Origin of the sequence: Arthrobacter gyeryongensis, assembly GCF_039543785.1 — a bacterium.
GTDB lineage: Bacteria > Actinomycetota > Actinomycetes > Actinomycetales > Micrococcaceae > Arthrobacter > Arthrobacter gyeryongensis.
In genome coordinates this window covers 115,371-139,409 of sequence record NZ_BAABKK010000004.1, presented here as the reverse complement: position 1 = coordinate 139,409, position 24,039 = coordinate 115,371, and the positions used below count along the sequence as shown (strand labels likewise).

Below are 24,039 nucleotides of genomic sequence, written 5' to 3'. Positions count from 1 at the left end.
ATGACTGTCACACAGAATGAATCCGTTAGTTCGGCGCTGCCGGCTACCACCGTTGAGCATGTCCTCACGCTCGATTGCCCGGAAACGCGGGGGATCGTGCACGCTGTCTCCGGTTTCCTCCTGGAACACGGCTGCGACATCATCGACAATAAGCAATTCGACTCCCAACTGGATCACCATTTCTTCATGCGGATCCACTTCGCATCGGATGGGGATCAGTCGACCATCGACTCGCTGCGGGAATCCTTCGCTCCTGTCGCCGAAAAGTTCGGCATGCGCTGGCAGCTGCAACGCCACGGTGCCAAGCGGCGGGTGTTGATCATGGTCTCGAAGTTCGAGCACTGCCTCAACGACCTCCTGTTCCGGGCGCGCATCGGGGAACTTCCCATCGACATCGTCGGGGTAGTCTCCAACCACCCGGACCACAGGCGCACGGTCGAATGGCACGGCATTCCGTTCTTCCACGTGCCGGTCACCCCGGACACTAAGACGGCGGCAGAGGGCCAACTCCTTGACCTCATCGATCGCCTGGATGTCGAACTCGTGGTCCTGGCCCGCTACATGCAGGTCCTCAGCGACGATCTTGCCCGCAAGCTCGATGGCCGGGCCATCAACATCCACCATTCGTTCCTCCCCAGCTTCAAAGGGGCCAAGCCGTACCACCAGGCCTACGCGCGGGGCGTCAAGACCGTGGGTGCCACCGCGCACTACGTCAACGGCGAATTGGACGAGGGGCCGATCATCGCCCAGCAAGTGGTGGAAGTGGACCACACCTTCGGTCCGGACGACCTGGTGGCGGCCGGTCGCGACACCGAGTGCAAAGCACTCAGCAACGCTGTCCGCTGGCACTGCGAAGGGCGCGTGATCCTGCAAGGCAGCAGGACCGTGGTGCTCAAGTAGTGCTCGAACGGCCCACCCAACGGTGGGCCGTTCAGGCGCTGCTTCGTGAGTAGCGGAGCAAAACCACGCCATTGCTGAAGGTGTGCGTCCCCTCGAGCCTGAGGTCCATCCGGACACCAGGGTCCTCGAACAGCGGCCGGCCCCGCCCCAGGACCACGGGATTTACGCGAATTCGGAATTCGTCGACCAAGCCGTGCCGCATTAACGCGGAAGCCAGATTGGCGCCGCTCAGGACGATGTCGCCGCCGGGTTGCGCCTTCAGTTCCGCGATCTGTTCAGGCACGACGTCGTGAATCACCGTGGTGTTCGAGCCTGCCTGTGTGCGGGCCCGCGAAAACACGAACTTAGGCATCTCGCGCCAGATCCCGGCGAACTCGAACATGGGCGCCGAGACGTCCGGATCCGGCGCGGCCGTGTTCCAGTAATCGGCCATCACATCGTAGGTAATGCGCCCGAACATGAAGGCCCCCATCCCTCGGAACTCCCCGTTCAAGAAGCCGAGGAGTTCGTCGTCGACGAGGCCCCAGCTGATGTCCCGGTCGATCGTCTCGAAGAATCCATCCAAAGAGACCGACATCATCAGGATGATCTTGCGCATTCGAGTACCTCCCGTGCGGCGAAAGGCGACACGGCCGCCGTCGTAACTTCCAGTGAAGCACCCCGGGATCAAGCCGAACAGGGCATGATCGGGCTGGCAAGCTAAAGCCGGGCCAGGCGGGTTGCCAAGTGAAGGGCGGCCAGCCGGCCCGTACCCCGGGGATCCCCGCCGCACAACTCGAAAATCCGCTGGAGCCGGTGGTGCATCGACTGCCTTTCCAAGTGCAGTTCGCGTGCCGCCTGAGCGGTGTTGCACCCGGAATCCAGCCACACCGCCAACGTCCGCATCAGCTCCGAGCGCCGCTGCTCGTCATGCTCGACGACGGCGCCGAGCTGCCGCCGCACGAATCCCTCGCGGACGGCCGCGTCGAGGCTTGCTTCCGCCAGGCGCTCGACCGCGAAGTCCTCGGCATCGACCACACCGTTCCGGGTTTCCGACCCCGGGAAGAGCTCAAGCGTCCGGCGCGCCTCTGCCAGCGACCATGGCGCCTCGCCGATTCCCTGCGCCAGTGGACCGACGGCTATGACCGAGCCGTCGGGGACCTCCAAGGCCCCAAGCGCCTGGATGAGCGCAATGCGCGAAGCCACTGCCGTGGCGTGGGGGAGAGCGGCCAAGGCGATCAACTCGGCGTTGTCCGCGTAGCTTGCACTTTGCGGAACCGCGTGGTCCAGGATGCTGTCGAGCCGTGTCCGAAGCTGTCCAGCGGCCGAGGAACGCACCACGACGGCGGCGACCGGACCGCTGGCGGGAAATCCTGAGGCCGGCCCCAATTGCTGGAGCCGCCATGACTGGGTGCCCGAACTGATGGCCCGCATGAGCTCGATTCCCGCAAGTTCCTTGAGCCCGGGTGGCATGCGTTGCAGCAACGCCAGGCCGAGGATATCGACGCACCGCTCCCCGGCCACCCGCGCAAGGTTGGCGTCGCCGTCGTCGGGCACTTCCAACTCCAGGCGGGCGGCCAGCACGCCGCGGACGGGCACATCGACTGTCGTGACGGTGCAGGACTCGGGCTGCACAGCCGCCGTCGCGCTTCCCAAAGTGATGCCCGACGGCGAGACGAGCCTCGCGCCGGCGCCCGTGCGGCTGGCCAGCACGGCAAGGAGCTGATCCAGTCCGCCTCCGTGCGCGAGTTCCGCCGCCATGGCATGGCTCGTTTCGTCGCCGAATTGCAATTGCGCCACCGACTCGCTGACCAGCAGCGAGTTGATGGCTTGCATGATGCCGACGAAGGGAGCCACTTTGCACAACTCGATGATGGGAAGCCCGGCCTCCTGGCCGGCGTCGAGCATGGACTCCGGTATAGCGGGCAGCTCGGGGCCAGTCTCGATGGCCAAAGCGGTGATGCCGCGGGCCGCCAATTGGCGGACGTAGTCCACCCGCCGCTCGTCCGAAGCAGTGGCGAGAGCCTGCCCGCCGCTCAGAAGCAGCTCGCCGCCCCGCAGCAGCGGAGCGATGTCCAGCACTTCGCTCGAGTGGACCCAGCGGAGCTGCCGGGACAGTGCCCCAGGCACATCCGTCCGCAGGACTGGTTCAGCGGCTCTCAGGCTCTCGTGTTCGAAGGCGTCGGCAAGGAATAGGGACATGACACTCCGTAACTAATTTCGGGGGACTATCGTACACATCGTATCTTGTTGCTGTGATCTGGGGCACATACATTGGAGTAGTCCCTTTCCTACACGGAGGATCCCCCCAATGCACGAGAACTTATCCACTGCGACGCCTGGGGCTGCAACGGCGCAGACCGACGTCGAACAGAACCTGCAGTCCATTCCCGAATCAGCGCGTACCCGCAGCGTAGCGGGCCAATTCTGGATCTGGGCAGGCGCGAACCTTGCCCCCATCAACTGGGTCCTTGGGGCCCTCGGCGTCCAGCTCGGACTGGGCTTTGCCGATACCGTCACTGTCCTCGTGGTGGGAAACCTGATCGGTATGGCACTCTTTGGCCTGTTTGTCCTCCTGGGGCAACGGACTGGTGCCACCGGCATGGTCCTGGCCCGGGCCGTCTTCGGCCGCCGCGGCAACTACCTTCCGAGCGCCATCCAGGCACTGCTCGGAATCGGTTGGTGCGCCGTCAACACCTGGATCATCCTGGACCTCGTGATGGCGCTTCTTGGCAAGCTCGGCATGGTCGATCCGGAGCAGCCCAACGTAGGCCCCAAGATCCTGGTGGCTCTCCTGATCATGTCCGCCCAGGTCACCATCGCCTGGTTCGGCTACAAGGCCATCGCGGCTTTTGAAAAGTGGACCGTCCCGCCCACCATCGTGGTGCTGATCGCCATGTCCGCCGTGGCCTGGTTCGGCATGAACATCGACTGGGGCTACGCGGGCCCTCCCGGTGCTGTCCTTGAAGGCGGCGCGCGGATCGCGGCCATGACCACCGTGATGACGGTCATCGGCATCGGCTGGGGCATCACCTGGTTCACCTACGCGGCGGACTATTCACGTTTCGTCAGCAAGTCCGTCCCTAAGCACAAGGTCTACTTGGCCTCGGTATTCGGCCAGTTCCTCCCGGTAGTGTGGCTCGGCATCCTCGGCGCCAGCCTGGCAACGAAGAGCGGCACGGCCGATCCCGGCCACCTCATCGTCGACAACTTCGGCGTCCTGGCCATCCCGGTCCTGTTCCTGGTGCTACACGGTCCCATCGCGACGAACATCCTGAATATCTATACCTTTTCGGTGGCCGCGCAGGCATTGGACATCAAAGCCAAGCGTCGTTCCTTGAATCTCTTTGTCGGGCTCCTGGCCCTGGTCGGCGTCGTGTTCTTCATCCTGCAGGAGGATTTCGCGTCCACATTGAGCACGTGGCTCGGCGGCCTCGTGGCGTGGGTAGCCGCGTGGGGAGGCATCATGCTGGTGCACTACTTCTGGGTGGACAAGCGTAGCCCCGTGGCAGTCGATCGACTCTTCGACCCCGTGGGCACCCGTCGGCTCCCGGCAGTCAACTGGGCCGGGATCACCGCGCTCTTGGTGGGCATCTTTGCCACGTGGCTGTTCATGTACGGCGTCCTGCCGATCATGCAGGGCCCCATTGCCACGGCCATGGGCGGGATCGACTTGTCCTGGCTGGCAGGCGGGCTCGTTGCCGCGGCAGTTTACGGCGCACTGGGCCCACGGGTTCATGCCCGATACCTTCCGCTGCCGTCCGCAGCCGCAGTTTCCTCCGCAACCGCGACGTCGCAGCACCTTGCGGAAGACGCCGTCGCCAATCTGGTCAACGACTGAAAGGAACCCCGATGACTTTTCCTGACGAGGCACACCTGATCACGTGGCCCGAAAACTTCAAGGCGGCGGCGTCGTTCACGTTCGACGTCGACGCCGAATCGTGCACCATTGCGCACGATCCCACAAGCACCAGGCGCATGTCGCTCATGAGCCACCAGTCCTACGGCCCGAGGGTCGCGGTTCCGCGGCTCCTGAAGATCCTCGAGCGACAAGAGATCCAGGGAACGTTCTTCATCCCGGGGTTCACGGCGGAAAGCTACCCCGACGTGGTGCGGCGGATCGTCGACGGCGGCCATGAAGTCGCCCACCACGGCTACTTGCACGAACCGATGCAGGGAATCGACGCCGCCACCGAGGCCAACTATCTGGACCGCGGGCTCGAAGCCCTCGCGAAGGTAGCCGGGGTCAGGCCGGTCGGCTACAGGGCGCCGTGGTGGGAGCTGAACTGGCATTCGCCTGCGCTCCTCGCGGACCGTGGCTTCCTCTACGATTCAAGCCTGCTCGACGGCGATGCCCCCTATCGCATGGCGGTTACCCGGGGTGATTCAGGGCATAGCAATTCACGGGACATTGTGGAGATCCCGGTCGATTGGGCCCTGGACGATTGGGAACAATACGCGTTCTACCCGGGAGTAACCGGAAGCGGAGTCATCGAGAGTCCGGCCAAGGTCTTGGAGATGTGGACCCTCGAAGCCGAAGCCCACCACGCCCAAGGCAGTTGCTTCGTCTTGACCAACCACCCGTTCATCTCCGGCCGTCCATCCAAGGCCGTTGCCTTGGAGCAGCTGATCGACCGCGTCAAGGCCTTGGACGGGATGTGGGTGACCACCTTGGAGCGGATCGCCGAACACACCAAGGCCACGGTCAACGAGATCCACAGCCACGCCCGGATCGAGGTGCCCTCCTACCCAGGCGCAGGAGCCAGCTTCAAGCCTGCCCGTTTGCTGGAAACCGCCCCCAACTAAGCCCAGGGCCTGGACTGGGCTACAGATCGCTCCGGCACGGGGCGGTGTGGAGTTTGTAGAGCCCGTTCAGGTCTCCGGCTGCCAAACCATCGGGGGCGCCGATCTCGGGGTACATGAGCTGGATGGGGTCCTCTATGTGGTCAAGGCCCACCACGTGGCCAAGTTCGTGTTGAATCACGGCGGAGACGTAATGGGCGCCCCCGGGGACGCCCAGCAGTTCCGTGATTTGCGGGGCGTCGAGGTCCAGGCTTCCCGAGACGTAGCTCTTAGGCCCGGTGCCGAAGCTGTACATGGTGCTGCCGCCGGTTCCGATGACGGTTCCTGCCAACGCCGGAGCCGCTTCGGGAGTGGTCCAGGAAATCAGCATGGGCGCCCAACGATCTCCGTAGAGCGCGGGCTGGTAGGGCTTGCGCTTCTCGGAGGGGTTTTCCGTGCTGGGGCCGTCGTCAACGAATTTGAGGCCGGTGGCGGCGGCGATCTTGGCGATGGCGTCGGCGATGAGCCCCTCGGATCCGGCCGGGGCGAGGGCTGCGTTGACTACGTAGTGCAGCGGCCGGCACGGAGAGTAGCCCACGGGGGTGCCGTCGGCGTTGGTGGCCAGGAACTTGTAGGAGCTGCTGGCCACGGCAGGCTTCGCGGGGGAGCCGAGCGGGTGCCCGGCTTCCTCCAGTCCAGGCGGCGGGGTATCCGGCGCGCGGGCCGCTTTTTGGGGCGCCTGCCCGGGAGCCCCGTCCTGCCCGGGGGTGCTTGCCGTGGCATGGGCGGAGGGGCCAAGGTTCGGAAGCAAGCCGGTGATGCCGGGGTCGCCCCGGAGGAATCCACTGACGAGCACGGCCACGGCGGCGACGACCGCCACCACCATCAAGTTTCGGAATAGCGCCAGAGCGGTACTGGGGCGCTTGGGCGGCGGGCCGCCGTCGTACCCGTAATTTGAATGCAAGTCTTCCCCCAAGTCCGTGCGCCGGCGCCCCATCGGGCCGGCGCTACTAACCGATGACTGCGCCGAAGACGAGTCCCAGCCCATACGTTGCCGCGGCCGCACCGAGCCCGATGGCCAGCTGCCGGAGGCCGCGGGTCAGCGGCGAGGTTCCGGACAACAAGCCGACGACGGCGCCGGTCGACAGAAGCGCGATGCCCACCAGCGTACCGGCCACAGCAAGCGCCGCGAAGCCCGTCATGCCGAAGATGAACGGCAGGATGGGCACGATGGCGCCCGAACCGAAGAAGCAGAAGCTTGAGATCGCGGCGCCCCAGGCGGAGCCTACGGCCTCGTGCTCGTTGACGGTTTCTTCCACTTCGGGGTGCAGCGAGAGGCTGGGATCGCAATCGCAGCTGTAGAGGCCCATGCGTTCGGCGGCCCGGTGTTCGGCAGCTTCGCGGGACATGCCCCGGGCCAGATACACAAGGACCAGCTCATTGTGCTCAATGTCCAGGGCCGGGGCGGCCCTCAGCGTGGCCTGGGTGGGGCGGGTGGCCTTGAGGAGCTCGAGTTGCGAGCGGACCGAGACATACTCGCCGGCACCCATGGACAGTGCGCCCGCCAGCAGGCCGGCGATACCGCTGAACAGGACCACGGTGGCGGGAACGCCGGTGGCCGCCATGCCCATCACGAGGGAAAGGTTGCTGACCAGGCCATCATTGGCGCCGAATACGGCGGCGCGGAACGTGCCTGACAACCTGTTGCGGCCGCGTGTCGCCAGGCCACGGACTACTTCTTCGTGGATCTGTTCGTCAGCCGCCATGGCGCGGGTCGCTGCTGGATCCTTCGCGTAAGGCGAGCGGCCTTCAGCCCGTTGGGCGAGGGCCAACACGAACACCGATCCAAAGTTCCGGGCCAGGAAGCCGAGCATTTGGCTCCGGACCGAGGCCGCCTTCGGCATGCCGGCATGTTCGCCGAGGAGCTTGAGCCAGTGTGCCTCGTGGCGGCCTTCAGCCTCTGCGAGGGCCAAAAGGATTTCGCGTTCCTCGCCGTCTCGGCGCTGCGCCAGTTGGCGGTAAACGGCGGCCTCGGCTCGCTCATCCGCCAAGTACTGCCGCCAGCGCTTGATGTCCGACGACGACGGGGGAGTCTTGGGGGCAGCTACGTCTTGCGATGGACTGCTTGAGTCCTGCGGATTGTGTGAATGCGAGTTGTCTGGATCTGTCGGGTTCTGTGGATCTGCGTGCGGGTGCACCGGGACTCCTGGGTTGCTGGGGCGGGCTTCATCGCCTCATTGCGGCTCCACTCTATCGCCAATTTCCGCGGCTTTTCGGCCGGTAATCCTCACTGGAGAATTTAGGTCAGCCTCAAAAACAGGAGGCTCCCGGGAAGCCTTGACCGCGGCAAGGGGCAGTGCTGGGATGGATGGACAGGGTCCACGAATTGGCGGGGTAGCGCTGGACGGCTGCCTCCTATGCCTGTGCGATGGGCTCAGCGGCACGTCGAACGGAGGTTGCACCATGGACAGCACCGAGACCCACGCCCGCCACCCCGACCGTCCCACGGTCGAGGCCGATCCCGCCTATGACTACAACGAGGACCTGGCGGTGGACGAGGACTGGGAGGACCAATCCGAGGTTCTCGACGACGACGAGCGGCCGGTTGCCCTCGATGCCGACGAACACCGTGATGCTGAAGATATCGAATAGCCCCGGCTCGCTGAACCGACTTGCTAAGCCCCGGTAGCTAAAACGCGCTCAGGATGAAGTGCTTCTGCACGCCTGCCCGGTGCCCGGTTGCCGCCACTGTGAGGGTGAGTTTCCGTGTCGCCGGGAACCAGCGGGCGGGTTGCACCGCTCTCGAAAGTGCTTCGGTGATGAGCCGCGGCTCATGATGCCAATAGCGTTCCAAGTTCCCGTCCACCACGAACGTGATGGAGCCTTGGGACAGGTCGACGCCGGGAATCACCCGGACGAACTCGTCCACCCGCCGGGGCCGGGGCAACAATAGGGTGCCGGACTGGGTGGTGCGGTCGGCGGCGGCGCCGTTTTCGAAAGGCATGGCCTTCTCCCGTGGAGTTGCTCTTGCCCGTTCGGTTGTCTCTGGTCCGAGCCGGGCCGCTTCTTCATCCGAACCACCCGTGAACATGGGGTTGGCGTGTGGCAAGTCGGAGCTTGGCACCACATCTCTTGAAGCTCTTCCTACTGTACATGCGGCAGCGGCACCGCGCCCTCAAGGAGAAGGTGCGGCGCCGCCGTCGTACTTGATTCTGTGAAGTTTAGTGGCTGGCCACCGGGTGGGCTTCCAAGGGGAGTTCCTCCACGGCCGCTCCGGCAACGCGGCGGTCCCATGCCTCGCGGACCGCGGGTTCGGTGGGAGGCGTCAGCAGGGAGACCACAACGTACACCAGCAGCGAGGCTCCGAGGCCCCAGTAGATGGGATCGTTGGCGTAGACGCCGTCTTCGCTGGGGATGATTCCCGTGGCGTAGGCGATCAGCAGGCCCAGCGTCAGTACGGATCCGACCGCCATGGACCAGGCCGCGGCAATACCGGTGCCGCGCTTCCAGACCAGGCCACCCAGGATGGCAACGAGGAGTCCACCCACGAGGATGTCGTAGGCGATGGTCAGGGCCACCACGACGTCTTGCGCCGCCATGGAGATCAACACGGCCACGATGCCCAGGCCAAGGACCCAATACCGGTTGGCCTTGACGTCGTGCTCGGGGTTCTCGGTGTCGTCGGTGTTGATTGTCTTGCCGAACCAGCTGGCCACGAACGGGACTACGTCGGCGCGGGCAACGGTGGCTGCGGCGATGAGGGCACCGGAAGCGGTGGACATCATGGCCGCGACTGCCGCGGCCATGACGAGGCCGCCGATGCCGATCGGCAGGATGTGGGTGGCTACCTCGGCGTAGACAACGTCCTTGCCAAGGGCCTTTACGTCGATATTGGGCAGGGCCACGCGGGCGGCAAGGCCGATCACAGCTCCGGCGACGCCGTACAGGACGCAGTAGATGCCGGCAGTGGCGCCGCCCCAACGGGCCACCTTGGGGGTCTTGGCGGTGAAGACGCGCTGCCAGATGTCCTGGCCGATCAGCAGGCCCAGGGTGTAGACCACGAAGTAGGTGATGATGGTCTGCGCTCCGATGCCGTCCAACTGGAAGAAGCTGGCGTCAACGCGGGCTCGGATGCCGTCGAAGCCGCCTGCAGCGTTGAGGACGAACGGGAGCATGAGGAAGAAGATGCCCACTGTCTTGATGATGAACTGCACCTGGTCGGCGAGGGTGATGGACCACATACCGCCGATCGTGGAGTACACGAGGACGATGGCGCCGCCGACGGCGATGGCAAGCCAGCGCTCCCAGCCGAAAAGGACAACGAAGATGGTGGCGTAAGCGCCAGTGGACGTGGCGCACAGCATGAGGGTGTAGGCCAGCATAACGATGCCGGAGGTTTGCGTGGCGCGCTGGCCGTATCGCAGGCTCAGCATCTGGGAGACCGTGTAGATCTTCAGCCGCTGGATAGTACCGGCGAAAAGCAGGCTCAGGAGGAGCACGCCAGAACCGATCGCGACCACCAGCCACATGCCGGAGACGCCGAACTTGTAGCCGAGACCGACGCCGCCAACCGTCGATGCGCCCCCAAGGACGACTGCGGCCATGGTGCCGGTGTAGAGCATCGGACCGAGGCGGCGTCCTGCCACCAGGAAGTCGCTGTTGTTCTTGGTGCGCGACTTGCCCCACCAGCCGAAGGCCAGCATGGCGAGCAAATACACCACCACGATCGCAATATTGATGAACGAAGAGTCCACGGTTGGCTCCTGAAAGTGATGCGCAGAGCTCTGGGGGAATCCGACGCCGGTCCGCGGGGGTTCGTGCGGGGTTGCGGAAGGTCTCTGCGCTGGTGATTGGGGAGAGTAGCCTGTGATGTGTGCCTCACAAGCAACACTTGTTGCCTATGAGGATACGTAGTGATGCGAGTAACAGTCAAGGCGCTGTCTTGCACAGCGGACTCATCGGCGGCCCCCCGGCTAGCCAAAGGCCCTGCCACGCGGGCGATCCGGCTACTATTGCTGCAATGACAGGGCCGCATAAACGGCCTGAAAGGTTCGTGAATGAAGGCTCTCCCCGTTGAACCGAGCAATGTCCCCGTTGCCATCGGTTCCAGAATCCGTGCCGCCCGCCAATCGCAGCGGCTCACCATCGAGCAGGTTGCCGACGCCACTGGCCTCACCAAGGGGTTCCTGAGCCGTGTGGAGCGTGACCTGACATCGCCGTCGGTCGCTTCCCTTGTGACCCTTTGCCAAGTTCTTTCAGTGTCCATTGGAGACCTTTTCGCCGCACCGGAGACGCACCTGACCCGGCGCGACGACGGGCCGCGGATTTCGCTCGGTGGCCAGGGAATCGTGGAGCGGCTGCTGACTGCCCGATCGGAACGGCGGTTGCAGATCCTGCAGGCCTCCATCGAGCCACGCGGCCGCGGAGAAGCCGAGCTTTACGCCGTCGATTGTGACGTCGATGTCCTGCACGTCGTCAAGGGCCGGATCAAATTGATCCTCACCAACGAGGAGTACGAGCTCGAAGAGGGAGACACGCTGTCCTTCCCGGGCCGCGAGCCTCACACCTGGGTCAATCCGACGGACGAGCCCGTCGAGGTGCTCTGGATCCTGGTGCCGGCAGCCAGCCGCTGACACTGGCGCCTTGCCCAACCGCCGTACGAGGCCGACACGCGGCGTGTAACACGCCTGAAATATGACTGACTTCAGGATTTAACCCTTGGGTCTTTGGTGTTACGTGCCTGAAATGAACGGTGCCGAATGCTGAAACAGGGCGACGGTACGTTCGAGTCAACGCAACTTGTCAAGGTCGGTAACCCGTGGGGTACCAGGACCTGTTCGTTTTAAAAATGGTCTCGCCGTGCGGGCGCCATGGAGCGCCGTATATGCAGGAAGGCTCCCGAAATGAACCCAGTATTCTTCAGCGTAGGGCTGGATGTGAACCCCCAGACCCTCGATCCCGGCGCAACAGCCTGGATGCTTGCAGCTTCCGCCCTCGTCCTTCTCATGACGCCAGGCTTGGCGTTCTTCTACGGCGGCCTAGTCAGGATGAAGTCCGTCCTCAACATCATGATGATGAGCTTCGGTGCCATCGGCGTGGTCGCGGTGGTCTGGGCCCTGTGGGGCTACGGACTCGCGTTCGGCCCGGATACCCTGGGCGGCTTCATCGGAGATCCCTTCGCGAACTTCGGACTCAGCGGACTGGCCAGCGTCATTGGCGGGAAAGCCCCCGGGCTACCGGACATGGTCTTCATAGGATTCCAAGCCACGTTCGCCATCATCACGGTCGCGCTGATCAGCGGCGCTGTGGCTGAACGTGTCAGGTTTGGCCCATGGCTGCTGTTTGCCGGCCTTTGGGTCACCATCGTCTACGCTCCCATCGCCCACTGGGTCTGGGGCGGCGGGCTCTTCGGTTCCACCGGGATCATCGGCAGCAAGATCTCAGCCCTCGACTTTGCCGGTGGCACCGTCGTCCACATGAATGCGGGCATGGCCGGGCTGATGCTGGCAGTCGTGCTCGGCAAACGGCTCGGATTCATGAAAGATCCCAACATCCGGCCGCACAACCTCCCCTTCGTGATGCTCGGGGCTGGCCTGCTGTGGTTCGGCTGGTTCGGCTTCAACGCCGGTTCGGAACTGGCCGCTGATGGAATCGCCGCGCTCGCCTGGACAAACACCCTCCTGGCCACAAGCGCAGCGCTCCTCGGTTGGCTGCTTGTCGAAAGGCTCCGCGACGGCCACGCGACGTCCCTCGGCGCCGCATCCGGCGCCGTCGCGGGCTTGGTGGCAGTCACCCCGGCCTGTGGATTCGTGGATCCGATTGGCGCGATCGTCATCGGCGTCATCGCAGGTGCCGTCTGCGCGCTGGCCATCGGATTGAAGTTCAAGATCGGCCTGGATGATTCCTTGGACGTTGTTGCCGTCCACTTTGTCGGCGGCCTGTGGGGGACCCTGTCCCTCGGATTCTTCGCCGTACCCTCGGCAAAGACTGAAGGCGGCCTTTTCTACGGCGGCGGCCTGACCCAGTTCTGGCCCCAAATATTGACGGCGCTGGTGGTCACCGCGTGGACGGCGATCATGACGACGCTCATCGGGCTGGCCATCCACAAGACTGTGGGCATGCGCGTCAAGGAGCACGAAGAGCTGGCGGGCATCGACATCACGGAGCACGCGGAAACCGCCTACGAGTTGGCCATGGTCGGCGGATCCTTCAATCCCGGAGAACCACAGAACGGCAAAACTCCGTCGGGTTCCAGCGGCGAACCGGAAGCTAGCTCTAACGGGAAAACAGATCGGATGCGCAGCAAGGCGTCGACGTGAAACTGGTTACGGCCATCGTGAGGCCGGAGCGGATCGACGAGGTCCGGGAAGCCCTGGAACGCTTTGGAGTCAACGGGATGACCGTGAGCCAAGCGAACGGATATGGCCAACAACGGGGCTACATCGAGGTGTACCGGGGCGCGGAATACAACTCCGATCTCCTTCCCAAAATCCGGGTGGAGGTCCTGGCGACGGACGAGCTGGTGGACGGAATAGTGGACGCCATCATCTCCGGCGCCAGTACCGGCCAATTCGGGGACGGCAAGATCTGGACCATCGAGGTTTCCCAGGCGGTGCGAGTCCGGACAGGGGAGCGCGGCGCGTCTGCGATCAGCTAGGGCGATCGGCTGGAAAAAACTGTGTGGGTGCCGCTCCATGAGGAGCGGCACCCACACTGCCATGCTCAGCCCACGTGCACCCAGGGCCTGCGCGTGATGTCCGGTTCGGCTTCGCGCAGCACTTCGCGGGTTACCGGGGCGATCTCGCCTTCGCCGAAGAAAAGGAACTTGCTCAGGTTGGCGATGGGGTTGCCTTCGGTCCAGCGGAAATAGATATGCGGCATAAGTCCCGTGACGTCCCGGATGTGGAGGAGCACCGCGGCCAGGGTGTTGGGCACGTTGTTGCTGTGGATCTCCAGGATCTTGAAGCCGTGCCGGACCTTGCCTTCCACAAAGAGTTCCTGCTCGAAGTCGGAACTGTCATCCACGATGATCTCGATGAAGATCGCGTCGCTGTCTATCGGCAAGTGGTTGGCCTGCTGCGCATGCTGCAGCTTCAACTGGTACCGGTCGGCACTCAGCCGCTTGGGCTCGTGCGCGATGATCCGGATGGGCCCTTCCTCGTTGGCGGCCGTGAACTCGAGTGCCATCTGGTCCATCTTGATGTGCGTAGCCCGCAGCTCGAAGGACCGGCGTATACGAGACGCGAAGCTCACCAGGACAATGCCAAGAATGAACAGGGCCGCGATCCTGATGCCGTCAGGGCGTTCCACCACATTGGCCACGGTGGTGTAGGCGAAGACGACCGCCACCGCACCGAAAGCGATGGTCTTGGCCTTCTGCTTCTTCCGGCGGGCGGACAGGGTCACTGCGATCGAAGCCGAGGTCATGAGGACCAGGACGCCGGTGGCGTAGGCGCCGCCTTGGGCCTCCACGTTTGCCTCGAAGACCAACGTGATGATGAATCCAACTGCGGTGAAGACCAGGACCAGCGGGCGGACGGCTTTGGTCCACGCGGGGGCCATGCCGAAGCGCGGCAAATAGCGCGGCACGAGGTTCAGCAAGCCGGCCATGGCAGAGGCGCCCGCAAACCACAGGATGGCAATGGTGCTGATGTCATAGACCGTGCCGAAGCCGTCACCCAAGAACTGGTGCGCAAGGAATGCGAGGGCTCGCCCGTCCGCCTTCCCTCCCGGCTGGAATTCGGCGGCCGGAATCAGGAACGTGGTGATGAAACTCGAAGCCACTAGGAAGGCACTCATGATGAGTGCCGCCGTCGTGAGCAGTTTGTGGGTGCCGCGGATGCGGCCCGCGGGATTTTCCTCCGTGTCGCCCGGGGTGCCCTTAATCTGTGGCATGACCGCGACGCCGGTCTCGAACCCTGAGAGGCCCAGGGCAAGTTTGGGGAAGACCAGGAGGGCGATGCCCACCATGATCAAAGGGTTTCCGTGCTGCTGGTTCAGCGCTGCCCACCAATCGGTCACGACATGCGCCTCGGTCACCACGTGCGCCAAGCCGACCGCGACGACGACGGCGTTCAGCACCAGATAGACGCCCACCAACACGACGGCGACGTTGATGGCCTCCTTGAATCCCCTGAGGAACACCACACCAAGTCCGGCGATGAGCGCCAGGGTGATAGTGATTTCCTGGCCGTGGAGCCATTCCGGGGCGAAGGGGTTTTCGATGGCGTGGGCGCTCGCATCGGCGGCGGAGAGGGTCATGGTGATCATGAAGTCCGTGGCGGCGAATCCCAGCAAGGCGAGGACGAAGAGTTTGCCGCCCCAGCGGGGGAGGAGCCGCTCGAGCATCGCGATGGAGCCTTCGCCGCGTGCGCTTTCGGCGGCGACCCGGCGGTAGACCGGCAGCGCGCCGAGCAAGGTGACGGCGACCAGGACGATCGTGGCGAGCGGCGAGACGATACCGGCCGCGAGCGCCGCAATGGCGGGCTGGTAGCCGAGGGTGGAGAAGTAGTCGACGCCGGTGAGGCACATGACTTTCCACCAGGCCTGCGGCGTGTGGTCCTGGTCCGGTTTGCCGTGCGGACCTTGGCGCTTTCCGGACGTCTCTGGCATTCCGTCGAGCAACCATCGCTTGAATTGCCCCTGTTTGATGTCGCCCGCGGGTTTGGGCCTGTCAGAGGGTTCGGCAGGTGGCCTGGTCAGCGTTGTCACATGGTCCTTTCGCGCGCAGCGTGGAAGCTGCTCCAGATGGAGCGTACGGGTGGGGCGGGGGCCGGATGCCCGTCTTTATGGAATCTTTACGCCGCATGTGAGGCGGGTCACTTCCTGGAAGGACGCATTCAAGCACTTGGCATGTGAGTGACATCACGTAGCATATAGAACGTCCTATGTTGGATGTGACCAAAATTCGAAAGGTCTACGCATGAATAACCCGCTACTCAGTGACAGGGTCAGGAGGCGGTCGGGATGGAGCCGGGGCAGACTTGCCGTCTCCATGGCAGCCGCCGCAGTTCTCGTGACGTCAACCGTCTTGCCCGCCTATGCTGCGTTGGATCCGTTCCCGAGTCCCAACGTTCCGTCCAATCCTCCGGGAAACTACGCCGAGCAGGTCCTCGCTTCCAACGGTGACAACGCCATCGATCCCGTCCTGGGCAAGTACTACCGAATCGTCGCGCTCGCGGATTTGGGCGACGGAGTCCTCCTGGCTTCCTACGACGGCCGTCCCGATGGGGGCGATTCTCCTTCTGCCAACTCCATCGTCCAGCGGCGCAGCACCGACGGCGGAAAGACGTGGGGCAGTCCCACCTTCATCGCCCGGGGACAGGTGGGCTCAGCGGGCGTGCAGAAATACGGTTTCAGCGACCCCAGCTACGTCGTGGATAAGGTCACCGGGACGGTATTCAACTTCCACGTCTACTCCAAGAACCAGGGATTCGCGGGCAGTGTGCTCGGCAACGACGATTCCGACCCCAACGTGATCAGCTCGCAAGTGTCCGTCTCCACCGACCGCGGACTCACCTGGTCCACAGATCCGGCCAATCAGCCCACCCTGCCGGTGCCGTCCAGCTATCCTGCGGGTTCGGCCTACGCCGGGTTCGGAGGTCCGCTCGTCACCGGTACCGTCAAGCCAAACGGCAGCACCGTCAACGGCGTTCCCAATGTCGGCGGCGTGGTCAGCATGTTCGCCTCGTCCGGCGAGGGCATTCAGCTCAAGTACGGAGCGCACGCCGGAAGGCTCATCCAGCAATTTGCCGGAACCGTTGTCCAGCCTGATGGAAGCCGCCAGATCCAGGCCTACAGCGTCTACTCCGATGACCACGGCAAGACGTGGAATATGGGTACGCCCACGGGTACAGGCATGGACGAAAACAAGACCGTGGAACTCTCCGACGGCCGTGTCATGTTGAACTCGCGGGACAGCACCGGCGCCAATCCGCACTTCCGCAAGGTGGCATATTCCTCCGACGGCGGTGTCACGTACAGCACGCCGGTTGCCGAAACGCAGCTCCCGGATCCGCGCAACAACGGCTCCATCACGAGGATGTATCCGGACGCTGATGCCGGATCGGCCGATGCCAAGAAGCTGCTGTTCTCCAATTCGCCCACTCCAACCGCCGGCGGCGCGCGGGTGGACGGCACCATCCGTTACTCCGCTGACGACGGCAAGACGTGGGGCTCGTCGCGCGTCTTCAAGCCCGGAAGCATGTCCTACTCCACCGTGAGCGCCCTGTCGGACGGTACTTTCGGCGTCCTGTACGAAGGTGACAGCAACACCATCACCTTCGGGAAATTCGATACGGCCTGGCTTAATCCGGTTGCCGCCGTCGTTGTTTCCGGTGCCGCCACCGTCACGAACGGTGGCAGCACGCAGCTCAGCGTGACCGTCACCAACAAGGACAGTTCGCCGCTTCCCGCTTCGACCGTCAGCCTCGACGCCCTGCAGGATTGGACGTCGACGACGGCGCAGCTCGCCTCCTTGGATCCGGGTGCCTCGGCGACTGTCCAGCTGACTGTCGCTGCGCCGTCGTACGCCAAGGCAGGTGCGGTGCCCCTGACCGCAAGGTTGAACGTCGGTGCGTCATCGGTTACCGCACCCGTCTCAGTGACGGTTTCGGGTGGTTCTGCCAGCAACGTGGTGGGCGCCTACATTTTCGGCACCCGCAATGACGCCGGGAGGGACCTGGCAACCAAGCCGTACGCCGTGGGCAGCGCGGTGCCGTACAAGTTCCGGGTGTACAGCACCGGCAACGTCACGGAATCCGTTGTCCCGCAGTCCGGCAACTTCCAACCGTTCCTGCCGCCAGGCTCGGGCAATTGCCGGTTCAGCGCCCTTGGCGTGTGGGGCAATTACCTCTGCGGCACCCCGCAGCACACCGTGACGGCAGACGAAGTGGCCCAGGGATTCTTCGTCCCCAGCACCGTCTGGCAGGTAACGGGGAGTGGGGCTGCCACCCAGAACTACACCGTTACGGGCGACGAGGTGGACCTCCTCGTCCGCAATCCCCAGTTGAGCGGATCGGTGGTGTCCACGTTCAACGATGTGGACGGAGACGGGTTCGCCGGTCCGGGCGATACGGTGACTTTTGCCTACACGGTCACCAACAGTGGCAATGTGGCGTTGACGAACCTTTCGGCTGCAGCCATTGGGCTGTCCAAGCCAACCCTTGCCGTGGGTGAGTCGGTCAACCTCACCTCCACCTACACGCTGACCGACGCCGACATCGCGGCCAAGCAACTCCCGGCGATGACCATCCCGGTCAGTGCCGGCAACGGCGCCAAGGTTGCGTCCCTTCAATTGGCCAGGCAAGCGCTCGCGCTGAAGGTCAAGCCCGCAATGCCCGGCTCGGAGCCTGCCTTGGCTTCCCAGGATCTTATCGGCACGAATCCGCCGCTGGACTTGGGGCTCGGAACGGACAAATACCGCACTGGACAGACCGTGACGGTCCACAACGTCGAGTATGGCCAGTGGTACTACGTCTACCTGAACAAGCGGAGCTACCGTCTGGGTTGGTTCTTCCCAACACAGCAGAACACCCTTTCCTTCGTTCTCCCCAACGATGTGAAAAACGGAATGGACAGCCTCGTTGTGCTGGACTCGGAAGGCCGTCAAGTGTCATTCGGAGACTTCCAAGTGACGCCCTTCGGGAGCAAATAGCCCGGAAGGGGACATGAAGTGACAAGCTGGGCCGGGCGCCGGGGAGCCCGGCCCAGCTTGTTGTGGGGGACTTTGGCGGATTTGTTCATGTAAACAAGTGATGCATATAAGGCAACTTTGAGTGTATGATTGGTGTCACAGTCACTGTCCGATCCACCTATTCACAAAGGAGTGGCGCATTTTGGAAGAGCTTCGTATTGAGGCCAACGGCAACCTTGGTCCCATTGATTCGGCCCGAATCCCGCGCTATGCCGGTGCTGCCACCTATGCCCGCTTGCCGCGACTGGACCAGGTTTCCAAGGCCGATGTCACGGTGGTCGGCGTCCCCTTCGACTCCGGCGTTTCCTACCGCCCCGGCGCCCGCTTCGGTGCCAATCATGTGCGAGAAGCCAGCCGTTTGCTGCGCCCGTACAACCCGGCCTGGGACGTCAGCCCCTTCGAGAACATCCAGGTTGCCGACGCCGGCGATATGGCCGTGAACCCGTTCAACATTAACGAGGCCATCGAGACCATCCAGCAGAACGCCCTGGACCTGACCGCCAACGGAAGCAAGCTCGTGACGCTCGGTGGTGACCACACGATCGCCCTGCCGCTGCTCCGCGCCGCTGCCGAACGCGCGGGCGAGCCGGTTGCCATGCTGCACTTCGACGCCCACCTGGATACCTGGGACACCTACTTCGGCGCGGAATACACGCACGGCACTCCGTTCCGCCGCGCCGTCGAAGAGGGCATCCTGGACACCGAGGCCATCAGCCACGTCGGTACCCGCGGCCCGCTCTACGGCAAGAAGGACCTCGACGACGACCACCGCTTCGGCTTCGGCATCGTCACCTCGGCGGATGTCTACTACCAAGGCGTCCTCGAAACCGTGGCCAAGATCCGGGACCGCATCGGCAACCGTCCGCTGTACATTTCCGTGGACATCGACGTCCTGGATCCGGCCCACGCCCCGGGCACCGGCACGCCCGAAGCCGGTGGCATCACGAGCCGCGAGCTCCTCGAAATCATCCGCGGTCTCCGCGGCATGAACCTCGTGGGCGCAGACATTGTCGAGGTCGCTCCGGCCTATGACCACGCTGAAATCACTGGCGTCGCGGCCAGCCACGTTGCCTACGAGCTCGTCACCCTCTTGGCTGACAACGCCGTCGAAGGCAATCGCCATGGCGCCCCGAACGGCTATGCCGCACAGGCCCTTGGCCAGGAATCCCGGCGCCCGGCCGGTTTCGCCGCGGCGGTCACGAAGTGACGGACCAGCGCAACGGCGGGGACCTCGTCGTCGAGACTCTCGAGGCGCTCGGTGCGAAGACGGTCTTCGGGATCCCCGGCCAGCACGCCCTGGGCCTGTTCGACGCGATGGGCCGCGGCAATCTGCATTTCGTGTCCTCCCGCGTGGAGAACAACTCTGCTTTCGCCGCGGACGGGTATTCCCGTGCCACGGGCGAGGTCGGCGTGTTGTTCCTGTCTACAGGTCCGGGCGCTTTGACGTCCCTGGCCGGTCTGCAGGAAGCGTATGCGAGCGGCGTGCCGATGGTGGTCGTGGCGAGCCAGATCCCCTTGGAGGGTCTGGGGGCGCGCCGGAAGGGAATGCTGCACCAGCTCGATGACCAGAAGGCCTCGGCCGCGAACGTCACCAAGAGCCAGCGCCTCATCCAGCACGCGTCCGGGATTCCCTCGGCCATCCAGGACGCATGGACCGAGGCCATTTCCTCTCCGCAGGGGCCGGTGTGGATCGAGATTCCGCAGAACGTTCTCCTGGACCCCATCATGGTCCCGCCGGTGGAGGACGCCCTCGCCGAAGCCGCCGACAACCCGCCGCGTGTGGAGTTGATCCGGGAAGCGGTTAAATGGCTCTCGACGGCGGAACGTCCGGCCATCATCGCCGGCGGCGGCACGCGCCGTGGCCGGGCCGAGAAGTCGCTCCTGTCGATCGCAGAGAAACTCCGAGCCCCGGTGATCTGCACTCCCGGTGGCAACGGAGCGTTCCCGTGGACCCACGAGCTGTCCCTGCAGTCCTGGATCGAAGACCGCCACATGACGGATGTCCTCGAGGACGCCGACGTGCTGATCGTCGTTGGTTCCTCCCTGGGCGAGGTGACGTCCAACTACTTCACCTTCGAGCCGCGCGGTCGCATCATCCAGATCGACGCCGAACCCCGGGTCCTCGAGTCCAACCGGCCGGGCCTGGGCATCCGCGCCGACGCCGGCCAGGCCCTTACCGCGCTCGACTCTGCCTTGGATGAGGCCTTGTCTGCGACCGCGGCGGCTCCGGACTGGCACGGCACTACGCCCGAGAACCTTGTCAAAGAGTCCCTGGCCAAGGTCAAGGCTCGCCTTGAAGAGCAGGACCTCGGCAAGGAACTAAAGTTCATGGCCGATATCCGCGAAGCCGTTCCGGCGGACATGCAGACCTTCTGGGACATGACGATCTCCGCGTACTGGGGATGGAGCTGCTGGGATTCCCGCGAGGGCCAGTTCCACTCGGCCCAAGGCGCCGGCGGCCTCGGTTACGGCTTCCCGGCGGCCATCGGCGGTGCCGTGGGACTGGAAACCGTGGGCAAACCCAGTCGCGTGCTGGCCGTCTCCGGCGATGGATCCTCGATGTACTCGATCTCCGAATTGGCCACCGCCAAGCAGCACAACGTCCCGGTCACTTGGCTGATCGTGGACGACGGCGGCTACGGTATCCTGCGCGAATACATGGTGGGTGCCTTCGGCAAGGCCACGGCCACCGAGCTCGCCCGCCCGGACTTCGTCAAGCTCGCCGAGGCCTTCGGCGTCCCGGCCCGCAGGGTGGCCCCCGAGGATGTCGGGGACGCGCTCAAGGAAAGCTTCGCCGCGGACGGCCCCAACGTCGTCGTGGTTGAAACCCTCCTGAAGATGTTCGGCCCGACGCACTTGGGCGACTGACACTCCGGACCCTCCAAACCCCAGCGCGAGCTGGCAGATGATGACCCCTTTTTCGAAAGATGAGGGCATTACCTGCCAGCTCGCGCTTGGTGTTTAACGCACCTCACACATCATTAGTTTCCCAAAGCAATCATTCTGGCGTATAGTTGCTTTAGGCAAACAAAAGTGAGGTGTCTTCCATGGCTGTCGCATCCAGCACGGCAACCGAACTCGTCCATCAGATTTTCGATCTGCAGCGGGTGTTGCGTTGCATCGTGACCGCGAACATCGCGAAAGATGCCGATGTGGGCTTCGCCCTGCAGGGCGTCATGCGCTTCATAGGCGAGGGGGAGTCCCGGGCCACGAAGCTCGCATCCCGGCTCGGCGTCAGCCCACCGGTCCTCAGCAGGCACATCGCCGAACTGGAGGAACTCGGTTTGGTGGTCCGCCGTCCCGATCCTGCCGACGGCAGGGCCCAATTGGTGGCCCTCTCCGAAGCCGGCATCGAAAAGGTCCGGAACTTCGAAGAACAGCGCAGCCTCAATTTGCGGGCCTACCTCGCGGAGTGGAGCGAGGAAGACGCCTTGGAAGCAGGGCAGGTCCTGGAGAAATTGACCACATCACTCAACCACTCAGTCCGGGCAACGGCGGCCGGCTCCCACCACTTGAACCACACAGCTTAGGAGCAGCAGCAATGGCAACCCGAATACAAGAACGTTCGACGGCGGTGCCGGCGTCATCCGCGCCCATGACGCACCGCCAGATCATGGAGGCCCTGACGGGCCTCCTCGCGGCATTCTTCACCGCCATCCTGAGCAGCACCATCGTGGCCAACGCCCTCCCGACCATCATGTCCGATCTCCACGGCACGCAAACGGACTTCGCGTGGGTCATCACGGCCGCACTGCTGGCCAACGCCGCAACCACCCCGATCTGGGGCAAGCTCGCCGATCTCTTCGACAAGAAGCTCCTGGTCCAGCTGAGCATCGTGGTCTTCGTGGCCGGCTCGGTCATGGCGGGCTTCTCCACGAGCATTCCCTTCCTGCTCACCGCCCGCGTCATCCAGGGCATCGCGATGGGCGGCCTCACCGCCCTGGCCCAGGCCATCATCGGCACCATGATTCCGCCGCGGGACCGCGGCAAGTACTCGGGTTACATGGGCGCCGTCATGGCGGTCGGTACCGCAGGTGGCCCGCTGCTCGGCGGCTTCATCGTTGACAGCCCGCTCGGCTGGCGCTGGACGTTCTTCGTCTGCGTGCCGCTCGCCGTCGTCGCACTCATCCTGCTCCAGGTGACCCTCAAGATCCAGCACATCAAGCGCCCCGCCAAGATCGACTGGCTCGGCTCCATCCTGCTGACCTCGGGCGTGAGCCTGCTCCTGATCTGGGTTTCCTTCGCCGGCAACCCGGACTATTACGACTGGATCTCCTGGCAGTCCGCCCTCATGGTAGGCGGCGGCGTGCTTCTCCTGGCCCTGCTGGTAGTGGTCGAATCCAAGGTGGCCCAGCCCATCATTCCGCTGAAGATCATCTCCCAGCGCACCACGGCTTTGGCGATCCTGGCCTCCGTGGCCGTCGGTATCGCGATGTTCAGCTCCTCCACGTTCCTTGGCCAGTACTTCCAGGTAGCCCGTGGCGCCACGCCTACCGAGGCCGGCCTCCTGACGCTGCCCATGATTGCGGGCAACCTCTTGGGCTCGGTGGCATCCGGCCAGCTGATCAGCCGCTTCGGAAAGTGGAAGCGCTTCCTCCTGGCGGGTACCGTGTTCCTGGCCGGTGGCCTTGCCTTCACCGGCACCATCGACCACACCACCGAACTGTGGATCACCTGCTGCTACACCGCCGTCTTCGGGCTGGGCCTTGGCTTGCTCATGCAGAACCTGGTCCTCGCGGTCCAGAACACCGTCCGCGCGCAGGACATCGGCACCGCCAGCGCGTCCGTGGCATTCTTCCGCTCCGTCGGCGGTGCGATCGGTGTTTCGGTGCTCGGTGCCATCATGGCCACGCACGTCAAGGACCTTGCCACCCAAGGCCTCGCCGCGGCCCACATCCCGGTGAGCGGCGGCTCCAGCAATGCGAGCATGGACCTGACGGATTTGCCGGCCCCGATCCGCGACATCATGCGGGCCGCCTACGGCGATGCCACCGCCCAGATCTTCATGATCTCCGCGGCGATTGCCCTGGTCGCGTTCATCGCAGTGCTCTTCATCAAGGAAGTTCCACTGCGGAGAACCGTGGACGCAACGCCTGAGAGGGAATTGCTGGCAAACGCTTCCGGCGAGGCCGGGATGACTCTGGACACCTCCACCCTGCCGGTGATCGAATCCGCTGAGTTTGTCCCAGCAGCCGACGACGCCGGCACCCCCTTGGGTGCCAGCCGCGCCCGAGCGGCAGCCGAGAAGGAGCACGATGAGCTGGACCTTGAGTTCGCCCGCATCCTGACGCAGGAACGGCCCGATCCGGCAGCTGGCCTGCGCGAGGTCCAGGACCAGCTTGCCCGCACCCAACGGCTGCTGGCCGAACAACAGCTTCAGCTGAGCAAGGCGCAGCGCGAGCTCCAGGTGCGCGTGCAGGAACAACTTGCCACCGCCGTCGAGCAGTCCCGGATCGCCGAGGAGTTGGCCGCGCTGCGCAAGGAACTCAAGCGGGAACGCCGCCGCCAGGAAAGGGCTGCCTTGCTACTCCTTGCCGGTGATGCGTCCAGGGCTGGGGAAACCGGGCGGCACGCGGGCTAAGCGCCGGCGGGCAACCGCCCGGGATGAGTGGCAGGAGCCGCTGCAGCGAGTTTGGAAGCGCTGCAGCGGCTCAGCTACGCCGCAAGGATGATATTCGGCTATC

19 protein-coding genes and 1 riboswitch are annotated in these 24,039 nt (G+C 64.3%); of the genes, 12 read left to right on the top strand and 7 right to left on the bottom strand.

Annotation, left to right across the window (positions count from 1 at the left end):
- Complete coding sequence (purU, locus tag ABEA18_RS03105) at positions 1-900, top strand: formyltetrahydrofolate deformylase (protein ID WP_345447866.1); 900 nt, start codon at positions 1-3, stop codon at positions 898-900.
- A gap of 31 nt (positions 901-931) precedes the next feature.
- Here purU and ABEA18_RS03100 read toward each other — a convergent pair whose 3' ends face one another.
- Positions 932-1,498 carry a dihydrofolate reductase family protein gene (locus tag ABEA18_RS03100; protein ID WP_345447865.1) on the bottom strand — a complete coding sequence of 189 codons (567 nt, stop codon included), beginning with the start codon at positions 1,496-1,498 and terminating at the stop codon, positions 932-934.
- Positions 1,499-1,599: 101 nt separating this feature from the next.
- Positions 1,600-3,081, bottom strand: coding sequence for a PucR family transcriptional regulator (locus ABEA18_RS03095; protein WP_345447864.1), 1,482 nt, complete (start codon positions 3,079-3,081; stop codon positions 1,600-1,602).
- A gap of 109 nt (positions 3,082-3,190) precedes the next feature.
- Here ABEA18_RS03095 and ABEA18_RS03090 point away from each other — a divergent pair, with 109 nt between their 5' ends.
- Together ABEA18_RS03090 and ABEA18_RS03085 are read left to right on the top strand one after the other, a co-directional pair.
- Positions 3,191-4,720 carry a purine-cytosine permease family protein gene (locus tag ABEA18_RS03090; RefSeq protein ID WP_345447863.1) on the top strand — a complete coding sequence of 510 codons (1,530 nt, stop codon included), beginning with the start codon at positions 3,191-3,193 and terminating at the stop codon, positions 4,718-4,720.
- A gap of 11 nt (positions 4,721-4,731) precedes the next feature.
- Positions 4,732-5,685, top strand: coding sequence for a polysaccharide deacetylase family protein (locus ABEA18_RS03085; protein WP_345447862.1), 954 nt, complete (start codon positions 4,732-4,734; stop codon positions 5,683-5,685).
- A 19-nt stretch (positions 5,686-5,704) separates the two neighbouring features.
- Here the strand turns inward: ABEA18_RS03085 and ABEA18_RS03080 are convergent, their stop codons facing one another.
- Both ABEA18_RS03080 and ABEA18_RS03075 read right to left on the bottom strand, forming a co-directional pair.
- Positions 5,705-6,547, bottom strand: a complete 843-nt coding sequence (locus ABEA18_RS03080) for a matrixin family metalloprotease (RefSeq protein ID WP_425550468.1) — start codon at positions 6,545-6,547, stop codon at positions 5,705-5,707.
- 124 nt (positions 6,548-6,671) lie between these two features.
- Positions 6,672-7,859: a VIT1/CCC1 transporter family protein gene (locus ABEA18_RS03075; protein ID WP_345447861.1), complete on the bottom strand. Its 1,188-nt coding sequence runs from the start codon at positions 7,857-7,859 to the stop codon at positions 6,672-6,674.
- Positions 7,860-8,124: 265 nt separating this feature from the next.
- On the opposite strand from ABEA18_RS03075, the gene ABEA18_RS03070 reads away from it, so the two are divergent.
- Positions 8,125-8,313, top strand: coding sequence for a hypothetical protein (locus ABEA18_RS03070; protein ID WP_345447860.1), 189 nt, complete (start codon positions 8,125-8,127; stop codon positions 8,311-8,313).
- A 37-nt stretch (positions 8,314-8,350) separates the two neighbouring features.
- On the opposite strand, the gene ABEA18_RS03065 is transcribed toward ABEA18_RS03070, so the two are convergent.
- Together ABEA18_RS03065 and ABEA18_RS03060 are read right to left on the bottom strand one after the other, a co-directional pair.
- On the bottom strand, positions 8,351-8,665 hold the full coding sequence (locus ABEA18_RS03065) for a hypothetical protein (protein ID WP_345447859.1): 315 nt from the start codon (positions 8,663-8,665) through the stop codon (positions 8,351-8,353).
- A 14-nt stretch (positions 8,666-8,679) separates the two neighbouring features.
- Positions 8,680-8,799: riboswitch (SAM riboswitch) on the bottom strand.
- Between the two features lie 83 nt (positions 8,800-8,882).
- Positions 8,883-10,415: a sodium:solute symporter family protein gene (locus tag ABEA18_RS03060; protein ID WP_345447858.1), complete on the bottom strand. Its 1,533-nt coding sequence runs from the start codon at positions 10,413-10,415 to the stop codon at positions 8,883-8,885.
- 303 nt (positions 10,416-10,718) lie between these two features.
- Between ABEA18_RS03060 and ABEA18_RS03055 the strand changes: the two genes are divergently transcribed.
- From ABEA18_RS03055 to ABEA18_RS03045, 3 genes are all read left to right on the top strand, one after another.
- Positions 10,719-11,294, top strand: coding sequence for a helix-turn-helix domain-containing protein (locus ABEA18_RS03055; protein ID WP_059388136.1), 576 nt, complete (start codon positions 10,719-10,721; stop codon positions 11,292-11,294).
- Positions 11,295-11,564: 270 nt separating this feature from the next.
- Positions 11,565-12,980 (top strand): ammonium transporter, encoded by a 1,416-nt coding sequence (locus ABEA18_RS03050; RefSeq protein ID WP_236815871.1) that lies wholly within the window; start codon positions 11,565-11,567, stop codon positions 12,978-12,980.
- Positions 12,977-13,318, top strand: a complete 342-nt coding sequence (locus ABEA18_RS03045) for a P-II family nitrogen regulator (RefSeq protein WP_345447857.1) — start codon at positions 12,977-12,979, stop codon at positions 13,316-13,318. The genes ABEA18_RS03050 and ABEA18_RS03045 overlap by 4 nt, the downstream gene beginning before the upstream one ends.
- A 65-nt stretch (positions 13,319-13,383) precedes the next feature.
- Here ABEA18_RS03045 and ABEA18_RS03040 read toward each other — a convergent pair whose 3' ends face one another.
- Entirely contained in the window at positions 13,384-15,372 is a 1,989-nt protein-coding gene (locus ABEA18_RS03040; protein ID WP_345447856.1) for an APC family permease, read from the bottom strand.
- Positions 15,373-15,655: 283 nt separating this feature from the next.
- Here ABEA18_RS03040 and ABEA18_RS03035 point away from each other — a divergent pair, with 283 nt between their 5' ends.
- The 5 genes from ABEA18_RS03035 (at position 15,656) to ABEA18_RS03015 (ending at position 23,936) form a co-directional block, all read left to right on the top strand.
- Positions 15,656-18,316, top strand: a complete 2,661-nt coding sequence (locus tag ABEA18_RS03035) for an exo-alpha-sialidase (protein WP_345447855.1) — start codon at positions 15,656-15,658, stop codon at positions 18,314-18,316.
- Positions 18,317-18,497: 181 nt separating this feature from the next.
- Positions 18,498-19,562, top strand: coding sequence for an agmatinase (gene speB / locus ABEA18_RS03030; RefSeq protein ID WP_345447854.1), 1,065 nt, complete (start codon positions 18,498-18,500; stop codon positions 19,560-19,562).
- The gene (locus ABEA18_RS03025) at positions 19,559-21,223 is read left to right on the top strand and encodes a thiamine pyrophosphate-binding protein (RefSeq protein WP_345447853.1); all 1,665 of its coding nucleotides are present in this window, start codon (positions 19,559-19,561) and stop codon (positions 21,221-21,223) included. The genes speB and ABEA18_RS03025 overlap by 4 nt, the downstream gene beginning before the upstream one ends.
- Before the next feature lie 179 nt (positions 21,224-21,402).
- Positions 21,403-21,885 (top strand): MarR family winged helix-turn-helix transcriptional regulator, encoded by a 483-nt coding sequence (locus tag ABEA18_RS03020; RefSeq protein WP_059388130.1) that lies wholly within the window; start codon positions 21,403-21,405, stop codon positions 21,883-21,885.
- Between the two features lie 11 nt (positions 21,886-21,896).
- Positions 21,897-23,936 (top strand): MFS transporter, encoded by a 2,040-nt coding sequence (locus tag ABEA18_RS03015; protein WP_345447852.1) that lies wholly within the window; start codon positions 21,897-21,899, stop codon positions 23,934-23,936.
- Positions 23,937-24,039 lie beyond the last annotated feature (103 nt).

Bases quoted from the DNA above. Each gene is read 5' to 3' on its own strand.
- ABEA18_RS03080 (WP_425550468.1), bottom strand. From the start codon at position 6,547: ATGGTGGTGGCGGTCGTCGCCGCCGTGGCCGTGCTCGTCAGTGGATTC.
- ABEA18_RS03020 (WP_059388130.1), top strand. From the start codon at position 21,403: ATGGCTGTCGCATCCAGCACGGCAACCGAACTCGTCCATCAGATTTTC.
- ABEA18_RS03035 (WP_345447855.1), top strand. From the start codon at position 15,656: ATGGCAGCCGCCGCAGTTCTCGTGACGTCAACCGTCTTGCCCGCCTAT.
- ABEA18_RS03095 (WP_345447864.1), bottom strand. From the start codon at position 3,081: ATGTCCCTATTCCTTGCCGACGCCTTCGAACACGAGAGCCTGAGAGCC.
- ABEA18_RS03100 (WP_345447865.1), bottom strand. From the start codon at position 1,498: ATGCGCAAGATCATCCTGATGATGTCGGTCTCTTTGGATGGATTCTTC.
- ABEA18_RS03065 (WP_345447859.1), bottom strand. From the start codon at position 8,665: ATGCCTTTCGAAAACGGCGCCGCCGCCGACCGCACCACCCAGTCCGGC.
- ABEA18_RS03050 (WP_236815871.1), top strand. From the start codon at position 11,565: ATGAACCCAGTATTCTTCAGCGTAGGGCTGGATGTGAACCCCCAGACC.
- ABEA18_RS03090 (WP_345447863.1), top strand. From the start codon at position 3,191: ATGCACGAGAACTTATCCACTGCGACGCCTGGGGCTGCAACGGCGCAG.
- ABEA18_RS03055 (WP_059388136.1), top strand. From the start codon at position 10,719: ATGAAGGCTCTCCCCGTTGAACCGAGCAATGTCCCCGTTGCCATCGGT.
- ABEA18_RS03070 (WP_345447860.1), top strand. From the start codon at position 8,125: ATGGACAGCACCGAGACCCACGCCCGCCACCCCGACCGTCCCACGGTC.
- ABEA18_RS03015 (WP_345447852.1), top strand. From the start codon at position 21,897: ATGGCAACCCGAATACAAGAACGTTCGACGGCGGTGCCGGCGTCATCC.
- ABEA18_RS03085 (WP_345447862.1), top strand. From the start codon at position 4,732: ATGACTTTTCCTGACGAGGCACACCTGATCACGTGGCCCGAAAACTTC.
- purU (WP_345447866.1), top strand. From the start codon at position 1: ATGACTGTCACACAGAATGAATCCGTTAGTTCGGCGCTGCCGGCTACC.